The sequence below is a fragment of the Blautia sp. AF14-40 genome (assembly GCF_003479665.1).
GTDB lineage: Bacteria > Bacillota > Clostridia > Lachnospirales > Lachnospiraceae > Fusicatenibacter > Fusicatenibacter saccharivorans.
In genome coordinates this window covers 1-21130 of sequence record NZ_QUHK01000031.1, presented here as the reverse complement: position 1 = coordinate 21130, position 21130 = coordinate 1, and the positions used below count along the sequence as shown (strand labels likewise).

The following is a 21130-nucleotide window of genomic DNA, read 5'->3' as shown; positions in this document are numbered from 1 at the left end:
AAGAAATGAAATACACAATGATTTTATAAGATAAGTGTAACATTTTGACGCAAATAAGGCAATAATAAATAGATAAAAAGTAAATTTGAACAAAAAGTGAGCAAAGGATGAAGAACGAATAGCAAAAACTAAGAAGCAATATGTTAAAAATCATAGTAAAATACAAATACAAGAGACAAATATATTATTACTATTATTTTAGTAGAAGTCATGGAGGCATTTATGAAGGGGTCTGTAAAAAAAGCAATTATTATAATCGGTGTCCTGATAGTACTTGTTATTTGTGTATTATTGAACTTGAGACCGGTGGAAAATTTTCAACAGAAATATGAAGGGGTCGACTTGAGCGCTGATGTAGAAGGCGCCGTCAGAGAAGGTACATATACAAAGTATTTGAATGCCCATGAAGATGCAGCATGTCCTGCCGAAGATATAGAAGTGGATCTGTTTGCTTACATGGAAGGGGAAGGCGTAGAAGTATATGAAAATTATGAGGGGGAAGAGAAAGCTCTTTATACAGATACGGAATCCACGGTTACCTGGAAGGTAAATGTTCCTGAGGCAGGTTTCTACAACCTTTATCTGGAGTATATAACAGTAGAGTCCCGAGGGGTTGCGATCGAACGTTCTGTATACATCAATGGAGAACTTCCGTTTGATGATGCGGGAAACATTATTTTTACAAGAACCTGGACAGACGCCTCAGAACCTAAGGTAGACAATCAGGGAAATGAAATTCGTCCTTCGCAGGTGGAAGTTTACAAATGGCAGAGCACTTTCTGCAAAGATGATATGGGATATATCATAAATCCTTATCAGTTTTATTTTGAAGCCGGAGAGAATACGATCACCATGGAAGGTGTAAACGAACCCATGGTTTTGAAAAAACTCACACTGGCTGCAATCGATGATTCCGTTACATACGAAGAATATCTGGCAAACTGTCCGGGGGAAGGAAATTCAGAAACCAATATTAATTATGTGCAGGTGGTACAGGGAGAGGATTCGACGATACGATCAGAATCATCTCTGTATGCGAAATATGACAAATCGGCGCCGAACACTCAGCCATACAGTGTGACGAATACAATTCTGAATTATGTAGGCGGAGAAACATGGTGCAGTGCAGGCCAGTGGATCGAATGGGAGTTTTCGGTTCCGGAGGACGGTTATTACAATATTACTGTTAAGGGAAGACAGAATTATGCCCGCGGCAGTGTATCTTCCAGAACGGTATATATCGATGGAGAAATCCCATTTGAAGAAATGGAAGAGATTTCCTTCGAATATGAGAATGACTGGAACAATCTGACTCTCGCAGATGCAGATGGAAATCCGTATAAAATTTATCTTACAGAAGGAACACATACCATTCGTCTGGAAGCTACATTGGGCGGTTCCGGTATTCTGCTGGAAGAACTGGAAGATTCTATTTATCGTCTGAATCAGATTTACAGGAAACTTTTGGTATATACCGGAGCAACGCCGGATCAATACCGCGATTACAATATTGATCAGGTATATCCGGAAGTGATGGAAGCTATGGATCTGGAATCCAAACGCCTCTACAAGATTGTAGATGAAATGGTTGCTTATACGGGACAAAAAGCCGATAAGATTGCGACGGCGCAGACTCTTGCGCAGCAGCTGGAGCGATTTGTAGAAAAGCCGAACAAGATTACGGAAGAGTTTACAACATTTAAAGACAATATTACTTCTCTCGGTACTGCGGTTCTGAATATGGGTGAAACGAAACTGGATATCGATTATCTGGTAATTACCAGCACAGATACAGAACCGGAAAAAGACGAAGCGAACTTCTTCTCTAAAATGTGGCATGAGATCAAAGCATTTGCGGCAACTTTCTACGTTGACTATGATGCGGTTGGTGATGTCTATGAGGAGAATGATGAAGAAGTAGTTACGGTTTGGATCCTGAGCGGTCGTGACCAGGGCACTATTTTGAAATCCATGGTGGACGATACCTTTACTCCTGATACGGGAATTAAGGTCAATGTGGAAGTTGTAGCGGCTAATGCTTTGCTGAGTGCAGTTATGGCAGGAAGAGGACCGGATGTGGTTCTTTCCGTCGGAGCTGACCAGCCTGTGAACTATGCGCTTCGTGGAGCAGCTGAAGATCTTACTCAGTTTGAAGATTATCAAGAGGTTTTGAGTAGCTATACAGAAAGTTCATATCAACAGTATTGCCTCGACGGTGCAATTTATGCGATTCCTGAAACGCAGACATTTAATGTGATGTTCTATAGAACCGATGTTTTGGAACAATTGGAACTGGAAGTTCCCCAGACCTGGCAGGATTTGATTGAAATGCTTCCTACCATTCAGGGCAACAATATGTCCATCGGCATTCCATCGGCGGCAGGCAGCAGCGGCAGCGCAAGCGCCAGCACAACGATTGCATCCAACGCAGCAGACCTGTCCTTATATTTCAGTTTGCTATACCAGTACGGCGGAGATTTGTACAACGAAGCAGGAACCAAAGCTGAGATCAACGATGAAGCGGGTGTTGAAGCGTTTGATGTATATACCAGATTCTTTACGGATTATGGAATTCCTACCTATTTTGATTTTGTCAGCCGGTTCCGTTCTGGTGAAATGCCTATCGGTATTGCGAGCTATTCGACGTACAATACCTTGATGGTATCTGCGCCGGAGATTAAAGGCTTATGGGACTTTACATTAATTCCTGGTACTGAAAAAACAGATGAAAATGGTAATACTTACATCGATCGTTCCGACTTTATTACCGGCAGTGGGACAATGATGATTGCTTCTGATGATGAGGATACAAAACAGAGAGCGTGGGAATTCATGAAATGGTGGGCAAGTTCGGACACGCAGGTACGTTTTGGCCGTGAAATTGAAGCGTTGCTCGGATCTTCTGCAAGATATGCAACCGCAAATATAAATGCGTTCAGCCAGCTGGCATGGACTGCAGATGATATTGAAGTATTAACAGAGCAGTGGCGTCAAACGGTAGGAATTCGTGAAATCCCTGGCGGATACTATACGGGACGGCATATAACAAATGCGGTTCGAAAGGTTATTAATGACCAGGAAGATCCGAGAGAGACAATTATTGATTATACCATTACCATTAATGAAGAAATTGCCAAGAAACGTTCAGAGTTTGGTCTGCCGTTGGAATAGGAGGTAAGTAAGAAATGAAAGAATATATCCGCAGATATTTCATGTTGCGCAGGCATAATATGAAGGTTGCGATAAAAAAGGCCAAAATGAGTAAAATGTGTTATGCGTTTCTGGCGCCGTATGCAATAATATTTGCCTTGTTTTACATATTGCCGGTTATAACCTCTATTTTTTACAGTTTTACTTATTACAACATTCTGGAATCTCCCAAGTTTGTCGGGCTGCAGAATTATATCAACTTAATTTTACAGGATGATGTATTTCTGATCGGTGTAAAAAATACGTTTGTCATTGCTGTTATCACAGGACCGTTGGGCTATATCGCCTCTTTCCTGTTTGCATGGCTGATCAACGAATTGCCACGATGGGTTCGAACGATTGCTGTTGTTGTGTTCTATGCTCCTTCCATTGCGGGCAACGCGTACGTTATTTTTTCTATCTTCTTCAGAGGCGACGCATACGGATATGTAAATGCAGCTTTGATGAATATGGGTATTATTAATTCGCCGATCCTCTGGCTGACGGATCCGGATTACATGCTTCCGATTTGTATGCTGGTTATTTTATGGATGAGTTTGGGTACCGGCTTCCTTTCCTTTGTAGCAGGTCTGCAGGGGGTTGACCGTGCTCAGTATGAAGCAGGTTATGTGGACGGTATTCGAAATCGTTGGCAGGAATTATGGTACATCACACTGCCGAATATGAAACCGATGTTGTTATTTGGCGCGGTAATGTCCATTACTCAGTCCTTTGGTGTTTGCGATGTAACCATGGCGCTTTGCGGCTATCCGAGTACAGATTATGCAGCGCGAACAGTTGTCACCCATTTGTTTGACTACGGCTATTCCCGATTTGAAATGGGTTATGCATCTGCAATTGCAACTTTGTTGTTTTTGATTATGATTTTGTGTAATAAGGCAATTCAAAGCATGTTAAGAAGAGTGGGAACCTGATATGAAGAAACAGAAAAAAGAAGCAAATGTGACAAAAAAGAATTTAGTAAAATTAAAAAGAAGACAGCCGAATCGTTCCAGGATTGGAGATTTTATCATCTACTTCTTTTTGATACTGGTAGCATTAATGATGGTATTTCCATTAGTGTTTGCTATTAACAATGCATTGAAGCCGCTGGATGAGTTGTTTATGTTTCCGCCAAAGGTTTTTGCTCAGAATCCTACACTGGATAACTTTTCAGATTTATTTGTAACCATGGGAAAGAGTTGGGTTACATTTCCCAGATATGTGTTCAATACGGTATTTATTACGGTTGTAGGTACAGCGGGACACCTGATCCTGGCATCCATGGCTGCCTTCGTGTTGGCGAAGTATGACTTTCCCGGGGGAAAGACCTTTTTCAAACTCGTTACAGTCGCGTTGATGTTCAGTGGTTATATAACGGCAATTCCCAACTATTTGATCATCAACGAATTGGGATGGATTGATACATACTGGGCAATTATTATTCCGGCGTTTGCGTCTCCCATGGGATTGTTTCTTATGAAACAGTTTATGGAAGGATTACCAATGTCTCTGATCGAGGCGGCCAAGATTGATGGTGCAAATGAGTGGAAGGTATTTATCAGTATCGTAATGCCGAATGTAAAACCGGCGTGGCTGACAATGATTATTTTCTCTGTACAGGGACTTTGGAATAATCAGGCGGCGACTTTCATTTATTCCGAGGAGAAAAAAACCCTGGTCTATGCTTTGCAGCAGATTCAGAGCGGTGGTATTGCAAGAACCGGTCAGGCAGCGGCAGTTACGGTAGTAGTTATGGCAGTACCGATCCTTATTTTCATATTGTCAGAAAGTCAGATCCTGGAGACAATGGCAAGTTCCGGTTTGAAAGATTAAGGAGGTTGGTGCAGGTTATGAAAAAAACAATGAAAAGACTTAGCGCACTGCTGATCGGTATGATGATAGCACTAAGCTCCGCTATGGCAGTTTATGCAGATGAGGGTTATACGTACAACTATGATTACTGGGGAGATATACAGTATTCTCCGGATGCATATGAAGTGTCTGGTGTATATTCAGCCGTAGATTTTGGTCTGGAGACAGGATTGAAAACCCCATCCGGTTTGTTTGTGTATGAAGATATGATTTATATCTGCGATACCGGTAATAACAGAATTCTGGAAATTCAAAGAACCGGCTCCCAGACTCTGGAATTGATTCGTGTGATTGACAGCTTTAAGGGCGGTGAGGGACCGGAAACCTTTTCCTCTCCGCAGGATGTGGCGGTTACAGATGATGGTTACATATTTATTGCTGACACGAATAATAGCCGGATATTGAAGCTGGATATGGATCTGAATTACGTCATGGAATTTACAAAGCCTGTGGATGCTACTTTTGACCAGGATTTAAGTTTCCTGCCTTGCAAGCTTGCGATCGATACTGCGGGCCGTGTATATTGTGTGGCAACCAATGTGAATAAGGGCTTGATCAAATTCGAAGCAGACGGGGAATTTTCCGGTTTTATAGGAGCTACGGAAGTCACCTATGATTGGACGGATTACATCTGGAAGCGCTTTGCTACACAGGCACAGAGAGAACAGATGGAATCTTTTGTACCAACCGAATACGACAACATTTATATGGATTATGAAGGATTTATTTATGCATGTACGACTCATGTTACAAAGTCAACATTGGAGGATGGGACTGCAGATCCAATTCGCCGCCTGAATATGATGGGAAGCGATATTCTGATCCGAAATGGTGAATGGCATATTATTGGTGATATCTATTGGGGGGATGGCGGCGGATATTCCGGTCCTTCTTTGATCACAGATATCACAGCGTTTGATAATGATGTATATGTGGGATTAGATAAAGTAAGAGGCCGTTTATTTGCTTATGACGATCAGGGGCGTATGTTGTTTGCGTTCGGCGGAAACGGTAATATGGACGGGTATTTCAAACTTCCAAGCGCCATTGATCATATGGGATATGATTTACTGGTCTTGGATCAACAGGACAACAGTCTGGCGATATTTACACCTACGGAATTTGGTAAGTATATTTATCAGGCGATCGATCAGTTTCAGGCAGGTGAGTATGCTGAGTCCGGTGACAGCTGGCAGAAAGTTCTGGAGTTGAATGGTAACTATGATCGTGCATACATCGGTATCGGACGTTCTCTGCTTCGCCAGGAAGAATATGAAGAAGCATTGGATTATTTCAGACTGAAATGGGACGATGAAAACTATTCAAAGGCATTTAAGCAGTATCGTAAGGAATGGGTAGAAGAGCATATCGGTGTTATTTTTATCATAGTATTCGCAGTGCTTTGTATCCCGTTATTGGTGGGTAAAATAAAAGCGATCAAGCATGAAATTGATCAGGCAGATATCTTTAGAGATTATAAGCAATAGGATATGAAAAACAGAACGGAGGCAGGCATGTTAGCTTCACTGAAAAAAAAGGAAACGTATGAACATTATTTGGAAACATTGAAGTTTGCCCTATATTGCATTACACATCCGTTGGATGGATTTTGGGATTTGACTCATGAAAAGAGAGGATCCATAGCAGCGGCAAATACCATATTGCTTTTAACATTGCTTGCTAATCTATTTAAGTTGCAGTATACAAGTTTCCTGTTTAATCAGGTATATTGGCCGGAGGAAAATCTGCTGATCCATATAGCGAGTATCGTTTTTCCTCTTGCTCTCTGGTGTGTGGGAAACTGGGCATTGACAACGTTGTTTAATGGTAAGGGACGTCTGAATCAGATATATATGGCAACTTGTTATGCATTAACGCCATATCCGCTCATTCAATTTCCACTGATTATTTTAAGCAATATGGTAACTGTGGATGAAGGTGCGTTCTACACGGTACTGAGCGGATTATCAATTGTATGGGCAGCCTTGCTGATTATATCAGCCATGATGCAGATCCATGAATATTCGGTGAGTAAAACAGTGCTTTTTACCATAGCAACCATCTTTGCAATGCTTGTAATGGTTTTTATTCTGTTGATTTTTTTCAGTATGATTAGCCAGGGCGTGTCATATTTCATATCTTTGATACGTGAGATTCTATTCAGAATGTAGCAGGTTGGAGGAAGAAGAGACATGAAGAAAGAAAAATCAGTTAGAAAGGCAGAATTTCAGGCTGCGCTTTTCAGGCAGTTAAAGAGTCTGATCGTTCCGTTCATTATCCTTGCTATTATCCTGATAGGTGTTTTGGTCATCAGTTTTTCGCAGGGAGAAGCAGAACCGGAAGAGGTTGTCAGAGTAAACGGATATGAAGGGGAGGAAACGGAGATTACTCTGGAAAATGATAAATTGCTGTTTTCCATGAATTCTCTTACTACTCAGTTTTCTGTTACGATGAAAGAGACCGGAGAAACATGGACTTCCAATCCGGAGGGAGCTGCAGAAGACAGTGCGGCCCTTGAGATTGAAAAAAATAAACTGCAGTCCACAGTGCTTTTAACTTATAGCACTCAGAATGGTGTAGATGCCCTTCTTGATAACTATGAATACAGTATTGCAAAAGGTATTTATGAGATTGAAACCGGCGATGGCTATATCAAGGTGAATTATTCTATCGGTGATCTGGAACAGGAATATGTGGTTCCTCTTGTTATGGAAGAGGATCGTATGGAAGAATATTTGAGCAAAATGGGGCAGAGAGAAAGCCTTATGATTGGCGAATATTATAAGAAATTGGACATCAACGATCTTAGCAAGAGTGATAAGGCTGCAAAAGATGAATTGACAGCACGTTATCCATCGATGGAGACTACGGTGATCTATGTCCTGCGTGATAATGTAAAAGCCAGTATTCAAACAAAACTGCAGCAGTATTTTGAAGAAGCTGGGTATACCTATGAAGAGTATGTGGAAGACAAGGAAAAAGACAAGCAGGAAAAAGTCTCAGAAAAATCGGTATTTAATGTAAGTGTGATTTACCGTTTGGACGGAGATGATCTGATCGTGGAGGTCCCATTTGACGATCTGGAATATAAAGAGGATTATCCCATCTATTATTTGAGCGTGCTTCCTTATTTTGGAGCGTCCGGAACAACAGATGAAGGTTTCTTATTTGTGCCCGAAGGCGGTGGCGCACTGATCGAATTTAATAACGGTAAGACCAGCCAAAACAGTTATTATTCAAATGTATATGGCTGGGATATGGGACAGGACAGAGACGCCGTTGTTCATGATACGCGAACCTATTTCAATGTTTTTGGCGAGTCGAAAAATGATTCCTCTTTTATCTGTATGCTTGAAGATGGGGTGCCGTATGCATCCATTCAGGCGGATATCAGTGGAAGAAGCCACAGTTACAATTATGTGAATGCAGTATATTCTGTATTGCACAGGGAACAGTACGATGTTTCAGACAGAAGTACGCAGTCCATGTTCGTATACGAAGATGGAACTGCCGAGGGGGAAGGAATCGTACAGAGATACAGCTTTATTGATTCCGGGGACTATGTAGATATGGCGGAGGACTATCGCAGTTATCTGAAAGATAAGTATGGCGATTACCTTACGGTGAATGACGATACAGAAACTCCGGTAGCTTTAGAAATTATCGGAGCGGTAGATAAAGTCAAACAGGTATTTGGTGTTCCGGTGTCCAGTCCGTTGGAACTGACCACATACAAAGAAGCCCAGGAGATGGTGGAAGAACTTTATGGGGAAGGTTTAAGTAATATGTCTGTGAAGCTGTCCGGCTGGATGAATGGCGGAGTACAGCAGAAAATGCTGGATTCGGTGAATCTGATCTCTGATCTGGGAAGCAAAAAGGATTTGCAGAACATGATCGATTCAGCAGAAGAAAAGGGCATTGCCGTTTATCTCAATGGCATTACAAATTATGCGATGGACAGTGGTATCACGGATGGATTCTTTGTTTATACAGATGCAGCGAAATTTGTAAGCCAAGAGAGCGCGAAATTGAATGTGTATGACACAGTCACTTACGAAAAGGCAGAAGAAGACAGAGATCCGTTCTATCTGTTAAAGGCTGATCTGGTATATGAAATGATGGATAATCTGGCAGATGCCGCAAATGGTTATCACGCAGGTGTTTCTTTTAGTGATATAGGCTATGAATTATCCTCTGATTTTTACCAGAAAGATCCTACCAGCAGACAGATGGCAATGGAAGAGCAGGCAGAAAAGCTGAAGAGCCTTGATGATAATGGAACGGATATAATGATCAATATGGGCAATGATTATGCAGTTGCTTATGCGGATATGGTCACAAATATGGATCTGGAAGGTACCGAATATTCGATCATTGATAAGAAAATTCCATTTTATCAGCTGGCAATTCATGGCTATGTCAATTATACCGGAGAAGCGCTCAATTTGACACAGAATACACAGAACGAGCTTTTGAATTCTGCGGAGTATGGAGCCGGTTTAGCTTTTACTTTTATGAAAGAATCAGCATTTGAGTTACAGAATACGCTATATACAGAGTATTTTGGTGCAGATTATTCCGCATGGCATGATGAAATGCTGGAGATATATACTCGATACAATGAGGAATTGGGTCACACATTTAACCAGAAGATGGTGGGACATGAGTATGTAACGAGTGAACTGACTTGTACGATTTACGAGGACGGCACGAAGGTTTATGTAAATTACAGTTATGATGAGCTGCAGGCAGACGATGGAACTGTGGTTCCTGCAAGAGATTATGTTGTGGTTCGATAAACCGAAACAAGATTTATTGGAAGATTAGAAAGGATTTGACTATGAAGAAACAGAAGAAATTGAGGGGTCTTCAAAGGCGTAAGGCAATATCCGGATACTTGTTTATCATGCCGTTTGTTCTGGGATTTTCAATGTTTATGGTAAAGCCTTTTTTTCAGTCGCTTTACATGAGCTTTTGTAATGTGGAAGTAGATTCGGGTGGTTTTAAAAATATTTTTGCAGGATTATCAAATTATATCAGAGCGTTTACTGTGGATCCGGAATTTAATCAGATGCTGGTAGAAGAAATTGGAAGCATGTGTATCAATGCACTGGCTGTTATGGTATTTAGTTTCTTTGTGGCAATGATCTTAAATGAGAAATTCAAGGGACGTGCTTTTGTAAGAGCAATCTTCTTCCTGCCTGTGATCCTTTCTTCCGGCGTTATACTCGGGGTGGAATCCAATAATGCATTATTGTCCAGTGTGCAGGATATGATCCAGGAAAATGGCTCCAGCAACAGTATTACGGTAGCCATTCAGGATATACTGATGACTTCCGGTATGGGTTCCAAAATCTTTGAGGTTGTCTTCGATATTGTGGATGGTATCTATGATGTAGCTATTGCTTCGGGTATTCAGATTATTATTTTCCTGTCAGGATTGCAGACAATTTCAGAAAGTATGTATGAAGCGGCTGCAATTGAAGGATGTACGAAATGGGAAAGTCTGTGGAAGATCACGTTCCCAATGATCAGTTCTCTGTTTTTGGTAAATTGGATTTATACCATCATAGATTTCTGTATGAGGTCAGATAATGCGGTAATGGAAAAGATAAGTGATGAAATGATCGTTCAGATCAACTATGGATATTCATCGGCCCTGGCGTGGGTGTATTTCCTGATCGTTATGGTCATCATAGGCATAAGCTCACTCATTATCTCAAAGGGGGTTTACTACTATGAGTAAGAAGACAAAAACAGCATATCAAACAATAGGTTTCTGGGAAAGAAATCGAAGATCTCAGGGGTATTTATTAAAAAAGACTGTGCGAAATATTGTCTATAAAATTGCAAGAGCAGCTTTGTTATTCGGTATGTGTTTTATGATCTTACAGCCTATACTGAATAAAATTTCTATCAGTTTTATGGCAGAGGAAGATTTGTATAATCCTATGATCATTGCGATACCGGAACATTTTACGAAAGCAAATTATGAACTGGCTGCACAGTTTATGTCCTATGGGACTTCGATCATAAACACGATTGTGGTCTCGCTGACAATAGCTGTTCTGCAGATCGCAGTATGTACACTGGTAGGTTATGGTTTTGCCAGATTTGATTTTCCGCTGAAGAAGTTCTGGTTCTTATGTGTTATGCTGGTCATTGTCGTACCGCCTCAGACTATTTCAACATCCTTATATCTGCATTTCAGATATTTTGATCTGTTTGGAATTATAGAGGCCGTGACAGGATCGAGTTTGAATTTGAGAGATTCGGTGTTGCCATATTATCTGATGAGTGCAGGGTGTATGGGATTGAAAAACGGGTTGTACATATTTATGATTCGCCAGTACTTCCGCAATATTCCTAAGGAATTGGAAGAGGCGGCATACGTGGACGGATGCGGCACCTTGAAGACATTCGTAAGAATTATGCTTCCGGATGCCAAACCGATTTTAACATCCTGTTTCCTGTTTGCGTTCGTATGGCAGTGGACAGATAAATTTTATTCCAAGATGTTCCTGGGCAATATAAAACTTCTTTCAACGCAGTTAGCGATGATCGCGGACCGGCTGGATTTTTATATTGTAAATACCTTGGGAAATCCGGCAGGAGCATCTATCGGATATACAAACTGTATTACATCTACAGGTACTTTGATGGTAATTGTACCGTTGCTGATTTTATATCTCTTTGCACAGAAAGGTTTTGTGGAAAGCTTAAGCACTTCGGGTATTAAGATGTAAAACGCAAAGAACTATTTTGTATATTATTCCTGAAAGGAACTTGCTGTCCCAGAAAGTGCAGGTGAATGAAAAAGGAATCATATAAAGAAAAAAGGAGGAAAAAAATGAAAAGCAGATTTGTAAAGAAATTAATCGCAGCATCGCTTGTAACTGCAATGTCAGTATCTATGGTTGCCTGCGGAGAGAACACCGATGATGCTCCTCAGAGCAGTACATCTTCGGAAGAGTCAGATGATTCTGAAAAGTATACGGTCATTACTGATGATGAAGGAAATCCTATTGATTTGGGAGGAATTGAAGTTGTCATCCGTGACTGGTGGACTCCAAGCGAAGAAGAAGAACCGAACAACGCTTATGAAGAGGCACGTCAAGAATATCGCGACTGGATTCAGGAAACGTATAACTTTACGATCAAAGAAATGGCTATTTCCGACTGGGGTTCAACTCCTGAAGATTTCTTAAATTATGCGACCAGCGGTGGAGATGAATATTATGTATTTGCGCTTCGCCCGGGCAGCGAATTAGTAGCTGCACTGAACAGCGGTTTAATGTATGACTTGTCTACGCTGGACTGTCTGGATTTCTCTGAAGAGAAATGGCAGGCAAACGGTGTTCATGAAGTGATGTCTAAGGGTGATGCGATTTATGGTATGAGAGGTATTGCTCCAGAACCGAAAGGCGGCATATACTTTAATAAGAGATTATTGGAGGAAGCCGGAATTACAGCAGATTCCATCTACGAATTACAGGAAAATGGAGAATGGACCTGGGATAAATTCGAAGAACTCTGTTCACAGGTTCAGGCGGATACCGATAACGATGGTGTGATTGACCGTTATGCAATGGTTAATTTTCGTTCCACCTTCTATAATGAAGCTGTTGCATCCAATTATGGCGATTACATCGCTATGGATGAAAATGGAAAATATTACAATGATCTGGAATCCAATGAGACGCTAGATGCATTAAACTGGGCTCTTAGAATGCTGGACACCTATGACTATCCGCAGCCTGAGGGAAGCGAATGGGATTACTGGGTAGAAGCATTCCAGAATGGCAAAGGCGCCTTTATCGCCGGTGAAGCTTATCAGGCAAGCGGTGACTGGGCGAACATGGAAGACGATTTCGGTTTTGTGTGCTTCCCGAAAGGACCTGCAGCAGATGACTATACCAACATCCGCAGCGACAACGTGTATGTAATCCCGGCTTGCTATGATGCCGAGAAAGCATGGAAGATTGCATTTGCTTATGATCTTTATACAGATCCGGTTCCTGGATATGAAGATTATAACGATGCGTTGTCAGGATATTATGATTCTTTCAGAGATACAGAGTCTGTTGACTTGACGATCACAAGATTGATGGAAAACGGAAGAGTCACCTACAATAATATGATCCCGAATCTGGATCTTGGTGCAGATTTACTCTGGGGTATCAGCAAAGATAATACTCCGGCACAGGCGGCTGAGGCAATCAGAAATACCTGGGCGTCTTATCTGGAAGAAGCAAATAAATAAATTGAAAGGGGGTGTTTCTGGGAGCCCCTTTTCTTGAAGTTAAGGAGAAATTTTCATGACAGTAATTGCAAAAAACCCTATTATGCCAGGATTTTATCCGGATCCTTCCATTTGTGCAGTGGGAGAAGATTATTATTTGATCAATTCAACGTTTGCTTATTTTCCCGGGCTTTCTCTCATGCACAGCAAAGACCTTGTACATTGGGAACAGATTGGCAATGTGATGGACAGAAAATCTCAATTGCCTTTGAAAGAGGCAGGGCACTCCGCAGGATTGTTTGCGCCCACGATCCGGTATCATGAAGGCGTTTTTTATGTAATCTGTACGAATGTGTCTTATGGCGGCAATTATATCGTAACAGCATCAAATCCGGAAGGACCATGGTCTGAGCCATATTATATTGAGGGAGCAGACGGCATCGATCCAAGTCTGTTCTTTGATGAGGATGGAAAATGTTATTATATTGGTACTCATCCCAATCCGGAAGGCTGTAAATATGATGGTGACTGGTATATATGGATCCAGGAACTTGATGTAAAAACCATGAAACTGGTGGGTGAACACAAAAATGTGTGGAATGGCGCCATGAAAAATATCGTATGGCCGGAAGGTCCTCATCTGTATAAAAAAGGCGAGTATTACTATATCATGCACGCAGAAGGCGGTACAGGACCTGATCATGCGGTAACGGTTTGCAGAAGCAAAAATATCTGGGGACCTTATGAAAATAATTTCTGCAATCCTATTTTGACACATAGACATCTTGGGCGTGACTATCCTGTTAAATATGTAGGACATGCAGATCTGATTGAAACACCTGCAGGTGAGTGGTATATGACTATGCTGGCAGTAAGACCCAAGGAAGGGTATACCACGATGGGACGGGAAACATTCCTTGCGAAAGTGGTTTGGGAGAATGACTGGCCCGTTGTAAATCCAGGTGCAGGAATGTTGACAGATACCGTAGAGATCGAACTGCCGGAGTGGAGACCGGAAACGGATGTAAATTCCTACACATACAGAACAGGTGCTAAGACCTGTGTACCGGGAAGCAGCAGGGAATATGATTTTACCAATATGAAAGTTCTTGGAGATGAATTTTTGTTCCTTAGAAATCCGGAAGAAAATATGTATCAATTAACAGAAAAAGGTCTGAATCTGCATTTCAGTCCTGTTACACTGAAAGAGAAAGCGAGCCCGTCTTACATTGCCATCAGACAGCAACATCACAGGTGTAAAGTAGAAGCATGCTTGAAAACAGATGGTCTTACTTCGGCAAGAAGAGCCGGGATTGCAGTCGTACAGAGTGATGAATATCAGTTACGCGTTGAAGTAGGTGACAGCAAAGCGGACGTAATTCTGTGCGAAAAAGGAATGGATCAATGTGTTGGCTCCGCGGTTGTGGAAGACAAAGAAGTGGTGCTTTCTATTGCCATAGATGAGTTGAAAGCGACTGTGGGAATGAAAGACAGTAAGAGGGAGATTATTCTGGCAGAAGATGTGGATATTCGCGCATTATCAACAGAAGTAGCAGGCGGGTTTGTAGGATGTACAGCAGGTATCTATGCAGTGGCTGAAGGAGAAGAGGCAGATGGATATGCCATGTTTAAGAGCCTTTCTTATGAGGAAAGAGAAGGCAAGTGAATGTGGCAGTTATTTTGTGGTCGATGTACTCTGAGTCTTATATCGTAACAGACATCCGGGATATTTTTCTTTTTGGTGATCTGTTTTTTAAAAAGGAGAAACAATTGTGAGTGATTTTTTTAATTGGGATAATAAATTCATGACTGCAATGTCAAAGGCCAGCGATGCAATCCTTTTAGGTATTCTTTGGATTGCATGCTGTCTCCCGATCGTTACAGTTGGAGCATCGTCCGCTGCGTTTTACTATGCATATCACAAGGCAGTTCGGCAGAGAAGGGGATATGCCTGGAAAGAGTTTTTCAGCGCCTTTAAATCAAACTTTAAATCTGCTATCATCATTTGGCTTATTATTTTGGGCCTGTATCTTGTGACCGGAATGGATTGTTATATTTTGTATACGTCATTGGAAACCATGGATCACGCATTGTTTTTGCTGCTGATGATCATGATCGTGATTGCCTTAATAACGATATGGGGAATCTACGTGTTTCCGTATCTGGCGCGTTTCGAAAATACTACGAAAGTGATCATAAAAAACAGTATAGCGGTTATGGTCATGAATAAATCATGGTCATTATTGCTTCTCGTGATTTTTGTGGCAGCGGCAGCGCTGTTTCTTCTGGTTCCGCCGGCTGCAATTTTTGTGCCAGCCTTTTACATGTGGGTGGATAACAAAATTTTAGAACGGATTTTCCGGAAATACATGAGAAAAGAAGATTTAGAAAAACAGATAGAATTGGACAGAGCAAAATCTGGTATGATTTAAGCGATAACTTTGATTTTGCAAATTCTATCGTTTCATTTAATTACTGTCAGGAAGGAGCAGATATGCGAAAAAAAAGGACCAGCAATGCGTTAAAAGGGATTGCGAGTTGTATGATCTGTGCATGGTCTTTATGTGCCTGCGGAAATGTTGCCGAGGATTCATCGGACCGTAAAGTAATGGAAGAGAGCAAAGCAGCAGAATATGAAGCTTTGTTTGATGAAATTGAGGCGATTACGCCGTACAAATCATTGAGCAATACCAATCCGATCATGACTCAGAGATTTGGTGCAGATCCATACGCTATGGTTTATAAGGATCGGGTTTATTTCTATATGACCGGAGATACTTTTGAATATGATGCAGATGGAAGTGTAACGGAGAATACTTATGGAAAGATCAATACCATCAGCGTAGTTTCAACAACGGATATGGTGAACTTTGAAGATCATGGTACAGTATATGCAGCGGGTTCCAAAGGAGCTGCTAAATGGGCAGCTAATTCTTGGGCTCCGGCAGCGGCATGGAAAGAAATCGATGGAGAAGTAAAATTTTTCCTGTATTTTGCAAATTCCGGCGGAGGGATTGGCGTATTGACTTCGGATAGTCCGACAGGACCCTTTGAGGATCCGTTAGGAGAAGCGTTGATCAACAATCATACACCGAATTGTGCAGATGTCATATGGATTTTTGATCCTGCAGTTCTGGTGGATGATGACGGAAGAGCATATCTTTATTTTGGCGGAGGTGTTCCTGAGGGGCAGGCTGCCAATCCTGGGACAGCCAGAGTGGTGGAACTGGGAGAAGATATGATCAGCATTGCAGGTGAGCCGGTAATCATAGATGCGCCTTATGTATTTGAGGATTCCGGTATACATAAATACAATAATAAGTATTATTACACCTATTGCTCCAACTGGGATGTGGATCAGGCGGGAACAGATCAATACGGGTTCGAAAGCGGAGAAATTGTGTGCATGGAAAGCGAAAGTCCATTGGGACCGTTCACCATAAAAGAAACCATTTTAGAGAATCCGGGGAAATATTTCGGATTAGGCGGAAACAATCATCATTGTGTGTTTTCTTTTAAGGATCATTGGTATATTACCTATCACACCAGAGTATTGGAAGGAAATATGGGGATTGAAAAGGGGTATCGCTGTACTCATATTGATTCTTTTACCATGCAGAAGGATGGCAGTATTGGTCTGATAGATCAGACCCTTCAGGGCAGAGAACAGTTATCTTATGTGGATGCCTATCAGCGTCATAGTGCAACGGAAGTGGCAGTGATGAGCGGTATGAGTACAGTAGCAGGAGATGCAGTTACTGATTTCTATGGTTCGGGAACCATGGCGCTCGGAAAAATCCAAACAGGTTCTTTTGTTAAGGTACAGGGTGTGGATTTCGGGGAAGGAGCACCTTCCAAATGGATCGCAGAGATTAAGAATGCAAATGGAGAAGTTGGAGTGATACAGCTTCGTGCAGATGGATTAAATGGAGATATACTGGGCTATCTGACCATCGATGCCAATACCGGTACAAATTATGCAGAATTTGAGACAAATTTGAATACCGGTATTACAGGTGTACATGATGTGTATATGATTTTCTATGGAGAGGAATATGAGGTGTTATCCTGGCAGTTTGAAAAATAAATAGGGATTAATTGTAAGGAGAGGGAAAGTTATGGCGTATTTACTAAGTTATACTCGTTTACCTGTCGACAGTGTAATTTATGATCCGAGACTGGCATACAGTATGCACCTGGCGATCAGTGAGGACGGTGAAAATTACCAGGCGCTGAATCACAATTCCGGTGTACTGTTTGTGAAGGCAACCGAGAATGAAGATGGTTCTTTGACACCATGGAGTTTGAAAAATCCTGTGATCCTGGAATTGAAAGATGGAGGTTTTGGAGTAGTAGCCGAAAGAATCGGCGCCGATGGAGAAGAGGATACGGAAAGCGCAGGAAAGTTTCTTTATTTTACCACAAAAGACTTTTTGGATTATACAGAAGTAGGATTTCTGTCGAAAGAAGAAGCGGAAGAAAAGAAAAGAGAAGGCAATGCAGACCGTATGAAAGTACCTGCAGCAGAAAAATTGGAAATTCAAGGGGTTGTTCCGCAGAATGTCCTTGAGATTTCAGAAAGCGTGGCGGACAGACTGCGTAAAAAACTTCTGACGCCGGTAAACTGTGGTATGGAGTTCCCTGAGCAGGTAGAGGCATCCAGTGCAGAAGAACTGGAAAAATATCGGGCCATGGCTTTCTATACAGATGGTACAAAGGTAGCGAAAAGAGTGGATTGGGACTTGAGTACCGTGGATTTTGCAGTGCCGGGAACGTATAAGATAAAGGGAAACGTGCATCAGGAACATTTTGAATTTCCGATTGCGTTTTATCGTGCCGATCCTTGTGTGGCGAAGTGGAAGAATAAATATTATTTTATTGCAACGAATGATGCGGACGATAATCATACGCTTTATATCAGAGAAGCGGATACGATTCCGGAGCTGGTAAATGCAGAAGAAAAACTGATTTTGGATTCCACGACTTACCCTCATGTTGGAAATCTGCTCTGGGCACCGGAGTTTCATGAGATAAATGGTAAGCTTTATATTTTCCATGCAGCTACTCCGGATGAATTTTTCAAAGAAGAAAGCCATGTAATGGAATTGCGTGAAGGCGGAAATCCTTCCTGTAAGGAAGATTGGTCTGAGCCGAAGAGAGTCGTATGTCCGGACGGCAGTGATCTTTGTGGAGCGGGTAAAGAAATTACGTTGGATATGACTTGTTTTGAATGGGAAGGAGATTATTATGTAATCTGGTCCCAGAGACAATTTCTGCCGAAAGATTTAGGGGCGTGGCTCTATATTGCAAAGCTGAATCCACAGGAACCCTGGAAATTATTGACAGACCCGGTGGTGTTATTGAAGCCGGATTACGGATGGTCCAACAATCATACCTTTGTAGTGGAAGGACCTTTTGCGCTTCCGCGGGAGAATAAACTGTATGTGACCTTCTCAGGAGCGGCAATCGATACTTCTTATGTAGTAGGATTATTAAGTATCGAAAAAGGAAAGGATTTGTTACAGCCTGAAAACTGGAAGCAGGGAAATTATCCGATCCTGACTGCAAGAAGTGTAGAAAGCGAGTATGGTACCGGACATAATGCTTATGTGACCGACGAGGATGGCACCGTTTGGAATACCTATCATGCACGCCCGGGAGTGGAAGGAGTAAGAAGCAGCGGCATCCGCAGAGTGCATTTTGATATCGACGGAGCGCCGATGCTGGATGTGACGGAAGAATTGGATCTGTCAGAAGCGTTTGCACAGGTAGAGACGTGTGTCGTCGTGCGGTAAGCCCTGAAACAGATGAGACGCGCTGGATGTGTCGTGGTTACGTAAACGGGAGGTGTGTAATGAAAGAAATCGCAGGGAAAAAAGTAATACTGACAGAGGGTGAGTTTCTCCGTCGTGAAGAAGCAAACAAACGTTATTTGATGAAGCTTGAGACTCCTTATTTATTACGCAGCTATTTACATGAGGCAGGCAGATATTCCGGGAGAGGACCTGATGCAGAAGCCTTTGGAGGCTGGGAAGATCTCAGCTGCCAGCTAAGAGGACATTTCCTGGGACATTGGTTGTCGGCAGCGGCGCTGCATTATCAGGAAACGGAAGATGTAGAGTTAAAAGCAAAAACAGAAGTCATTCTGAAAGAACTGGAGCTTTGCCAAAAAGATAACGGCGGAGAATGGGTATGCCCGATTCCGGAAAAATATTTGTACTGGATAGGAAAGGGAAGGAACATCTGGGCGCCGCAATACAATATTCATAAGCTTTTTATGGGGCTGATCGATGTATATCGAATGATGGAACAGCCAAAGGCGCTTTCCATAGCAGATAAACTGGCGGATTGGTTTTATCGATGGAGCGGCAGATATACCAGGGAAGAGTTTGACGATATTCTGGATATGGAAACCGGCGGTATGCTTGAGGTTTGGGCAGACTTATATGAAATTACGGGTCAGGAAAAATATAAGATTCTGATGCAGCGGTATTATAGGAGCAGATTGTTTGAACCACTATTGGAGGGAAAAGATGTATTGACAAATATGCATGCCAATACTACGATTCCGGAAGTCCTTGGCTGTGCCAAAGCGTATGAGGTCACAGGAGAAGAAAAATGGCTGCATATTGTTGAACAATATTGGAAGTGTGCGGTTATAGACAGGGGATGTTTTGCTACAGGTGGCCAGACGCAGGGAGAAATCTGGACACCTATGAAAAAACTGAAAGCAAGACTTGGTGATAAAAATCAGGAACATTGTACCGTTTATAACATGATACGTTTGGCAGAATTTTTGTTTCGGCAGACGAAGGATCCTGCCTATATGCATTACATTGAATACAATGTTCAGAATGGTATTATGGCTCAAACGTATTGCCCGGAAGGCGGTCTGTTAACTTATTTTTTGCCGATGAAAGCTGCAAGCAGGAAGGAATGGGCCGGAGAAAGAGACAGTTTCTTCTGTTGTCATGGAACTATGGTACAGGCGAATGCTGCATGGAACCATCGTTTGTATTATCAGGAAGATGATCACTTGTATGTGACTATGTATGCCGATTCGCAAGTGTCTTTTGAAATGCAGGGCCGGAAGATTTGCCTTACACAGAATCAGGATTATATGAACGGAAGTCTGATGACCTGTTCGGAAAACAATGCCAAACAGACCATAAATGAAACAGTCAGTGCTTATGCGAATAAACCTGATTTCAGAAAATATGTTTTTACAATACATACACAGGAAGACACCCCATTTCATTTGATGCTTCGCATACCAGACTGGATCAGGGAAGACGCAATGGTTTACATAAACGATGATCTGTATGTAAAGACCAATAATACCGCGAAATTTGTCGCGATAAACAGGGTTTGGAGGAACGATGACAAAGTGACCGTACTGCTTCCGATCGGATTAAAATTTATCCCTCTGCCGGATGATGCGTCCATGGGAGCCTATCGGTATGGAGCCGATGTACTGGCAGGTATTACAGAGAAAGAACGTATCTTAAAGTTGGAGACGGAGAAACCGGAAGATGAGCTTTCTGCTGATACCGAACGGCAGTGGGGAGAGTTCCGTACCTTTTACCGGACAGAAAATCAGGATCCGGGTATTAGTTTCAAAAAGCTGAATGAGATTGGTAACGAACCATATCAGATCTATTTTAAAGTGAAATAAAGCATATGAGGTCCAAATACTCCAAGGAATGTCTGGACCTTATTTTTAACTTCTTATTTTTTACCTTCTCTGCAGGGCAAAGGTTTTTATTGTGCAATTAATATTTCTAACTATAAATGAGCAAATATCGAATTTTGCACAAACTTATC

General features: G+C 41.9%; 14 protein-coding genes. All 14 read left to right on the top strand.

The annotated features are described in order from the left end of the window. Positions 1 to 342: 342 nt before the first annotated feature. The 14 genes from DWW13_RS15610 (at position 343) to DWW13_RS15545 (ending at position 20981) form a co-directional block, all read left to right on the top strand. On the top strand, positions 343 to 3171 hold the full coding sequence (locus DWW13_RS15610; protein ID WP_226906430.1) for an extracellular solute-binding protein: 2829 nt from the start codon (positions 343 to 345) through the stop codon (positions 3169 to 3171). A gap of 14 nt (positions 3172 to 3185) precedes the next feature. Then, entirely contained in the window at positions 3186 to 4124 is a 939-nt protein-coding gene (locus tag DWW13_RS15605) for a carbohydrate ABC transporter permease (RefSeq protein WP_117762237.1), read from the top strand. 1 nt (position 4125) lies between these two features. Further along, positions 4126 to 5025, top strand: coding sequence for a carbohydrate ABC transporter permease (locus DWW13_RS15600; protein WP_117762236.1), 900 nt, complete (start codon positions 4126 to 4128; stop codon positions 5023 to 5025). 17 nt (positions 5026 to 5042) lie between these two features. Beyond that, positions 5043 to 6551, top strand: a complete 1509-nt coding sequence (locus DWW13_RS15595; protein WP_117762235.1) for a hypothetical protein — start codon at positions 5043 to 5045, stop codon at positions 6549 to 6551. Between the two features lie 27 nt (positions 6552 to 6578). Further along, positions 6579 to 7235, top strand: coding sequence for a YIP1 family protein (locus tag DWW13_RS15590; protein ID WP_117762234.1), 657 nt, complete (start codon positions 6579 to 6581; stop codon positions 7233 to 7235). A 21-nt stretch (positions 7236 to 7256) separates the two neighbouring features. Next, entirely contained in the window at positions 7257 to 9863 is a 2607-nt protein-coding gene (locus tag DWW13_RS15585; protein WP_117762233.1) for a DUF5696 domain-containing protein, read from the top strand. A gap of 182 nt (positions 9864 to 10045) precedes the next feature. Beyond that, on the top strand, positions 10046 to 10810 hold the full coding sequence (locus DWW13_RS15580; protein ID WP_226906429.1) for a carbohydrate ABC transporter permease: 765 nt from the start codon (positions 10046 to 10048) through the stop codon (positions 10808 to 10810). Between the two features lie 205 nt (positions 10811 to 11015). Beyond that, on the top strand, positions 11016 to 11810 hold the full coding sequence (locus tag DWW13_RS15575) for a carbohydrate ABC transporter permease (RefSeq protein ID WP_226906428.1): 795 nt from the start codon (positions 11016 to 11018) through the stop codon (positions 11808 to 11810). A gap of 104 nt (positions 11811 to 11914) precedes the next feature. Beyond that, positions 11915 to 13327, top strand: coding sequence for an ABC transporter substrate-binding protein (locus DWW13_RS15570; protein WP_117762230.1), 1413 nt, complete (start codon positions 11915 to 11917; stop codon positions 13325 to 13327). A 55-nt stretch (positions 13328 to 13382) separates the two neighbouring features. Continuing rightward, positions 13383 to 14972 carry a glycoside hydrolase family 43 protein gene (locus tag DWW13_RS15565; RefSeq protein ID WP_117762229.1) on the top strand — a complete coding sequence of 530 codons (1590 nt, stop codon included), beginning with the start codon at positions 13383 to 13385 and terminating at the stop codon, positions 14970 to 14972. A 106-nt stretch (positions 14973 to 15078) separates the two neighbouring features. Then, a complete protein-coding gene (locus DWW13_RS15560; protein WP_117762228.1) occupies positions 15079 to 15738 on the top strand; it encodes a YesL family protein in 660 nt (219 codons plus the stop codon). 62 nt (positions 15739 to 15800) lie between these two features. After that, positions 15801 to 17393, top strand: a complete 1593-nt coding sequence (locus DWW13_RS15555; protein ID WP_238046196.1) for a glycoside hydrolase family 43 protein — start codon at positions 15801 to 15803, stop codon at positions 17391 to 17393. Between the two features lie 31 nt (positions 17394 to 17424). Further along, positions 17425 to 19101 carry a family 43 glycosylhydrolase gene (locus DWW13_RS15550; protein ID WP_118720528.1) on the top strand — a complete coding sequence of 559 codons (1677 nt, stop codon included), beginning with the start codon at positions 17425 to 17427 and terminating at the stop codon, positions 19099 to 19101. A gap of 59 nt (positions 19102 to 19160) precedes the next feature. Further along, a complete protein-coding gene (locus DWW13_RS15545) occupies positions 19161 to 20981 on the top strand; it encodes a beta-L-arabinofuranosidase domain-containing protein (protein ID WP_117762226.1) in 1821 nt (606 codons plus the stop codon). Positions 20982 to 21130: the final 149 nt, after the last annotated feature.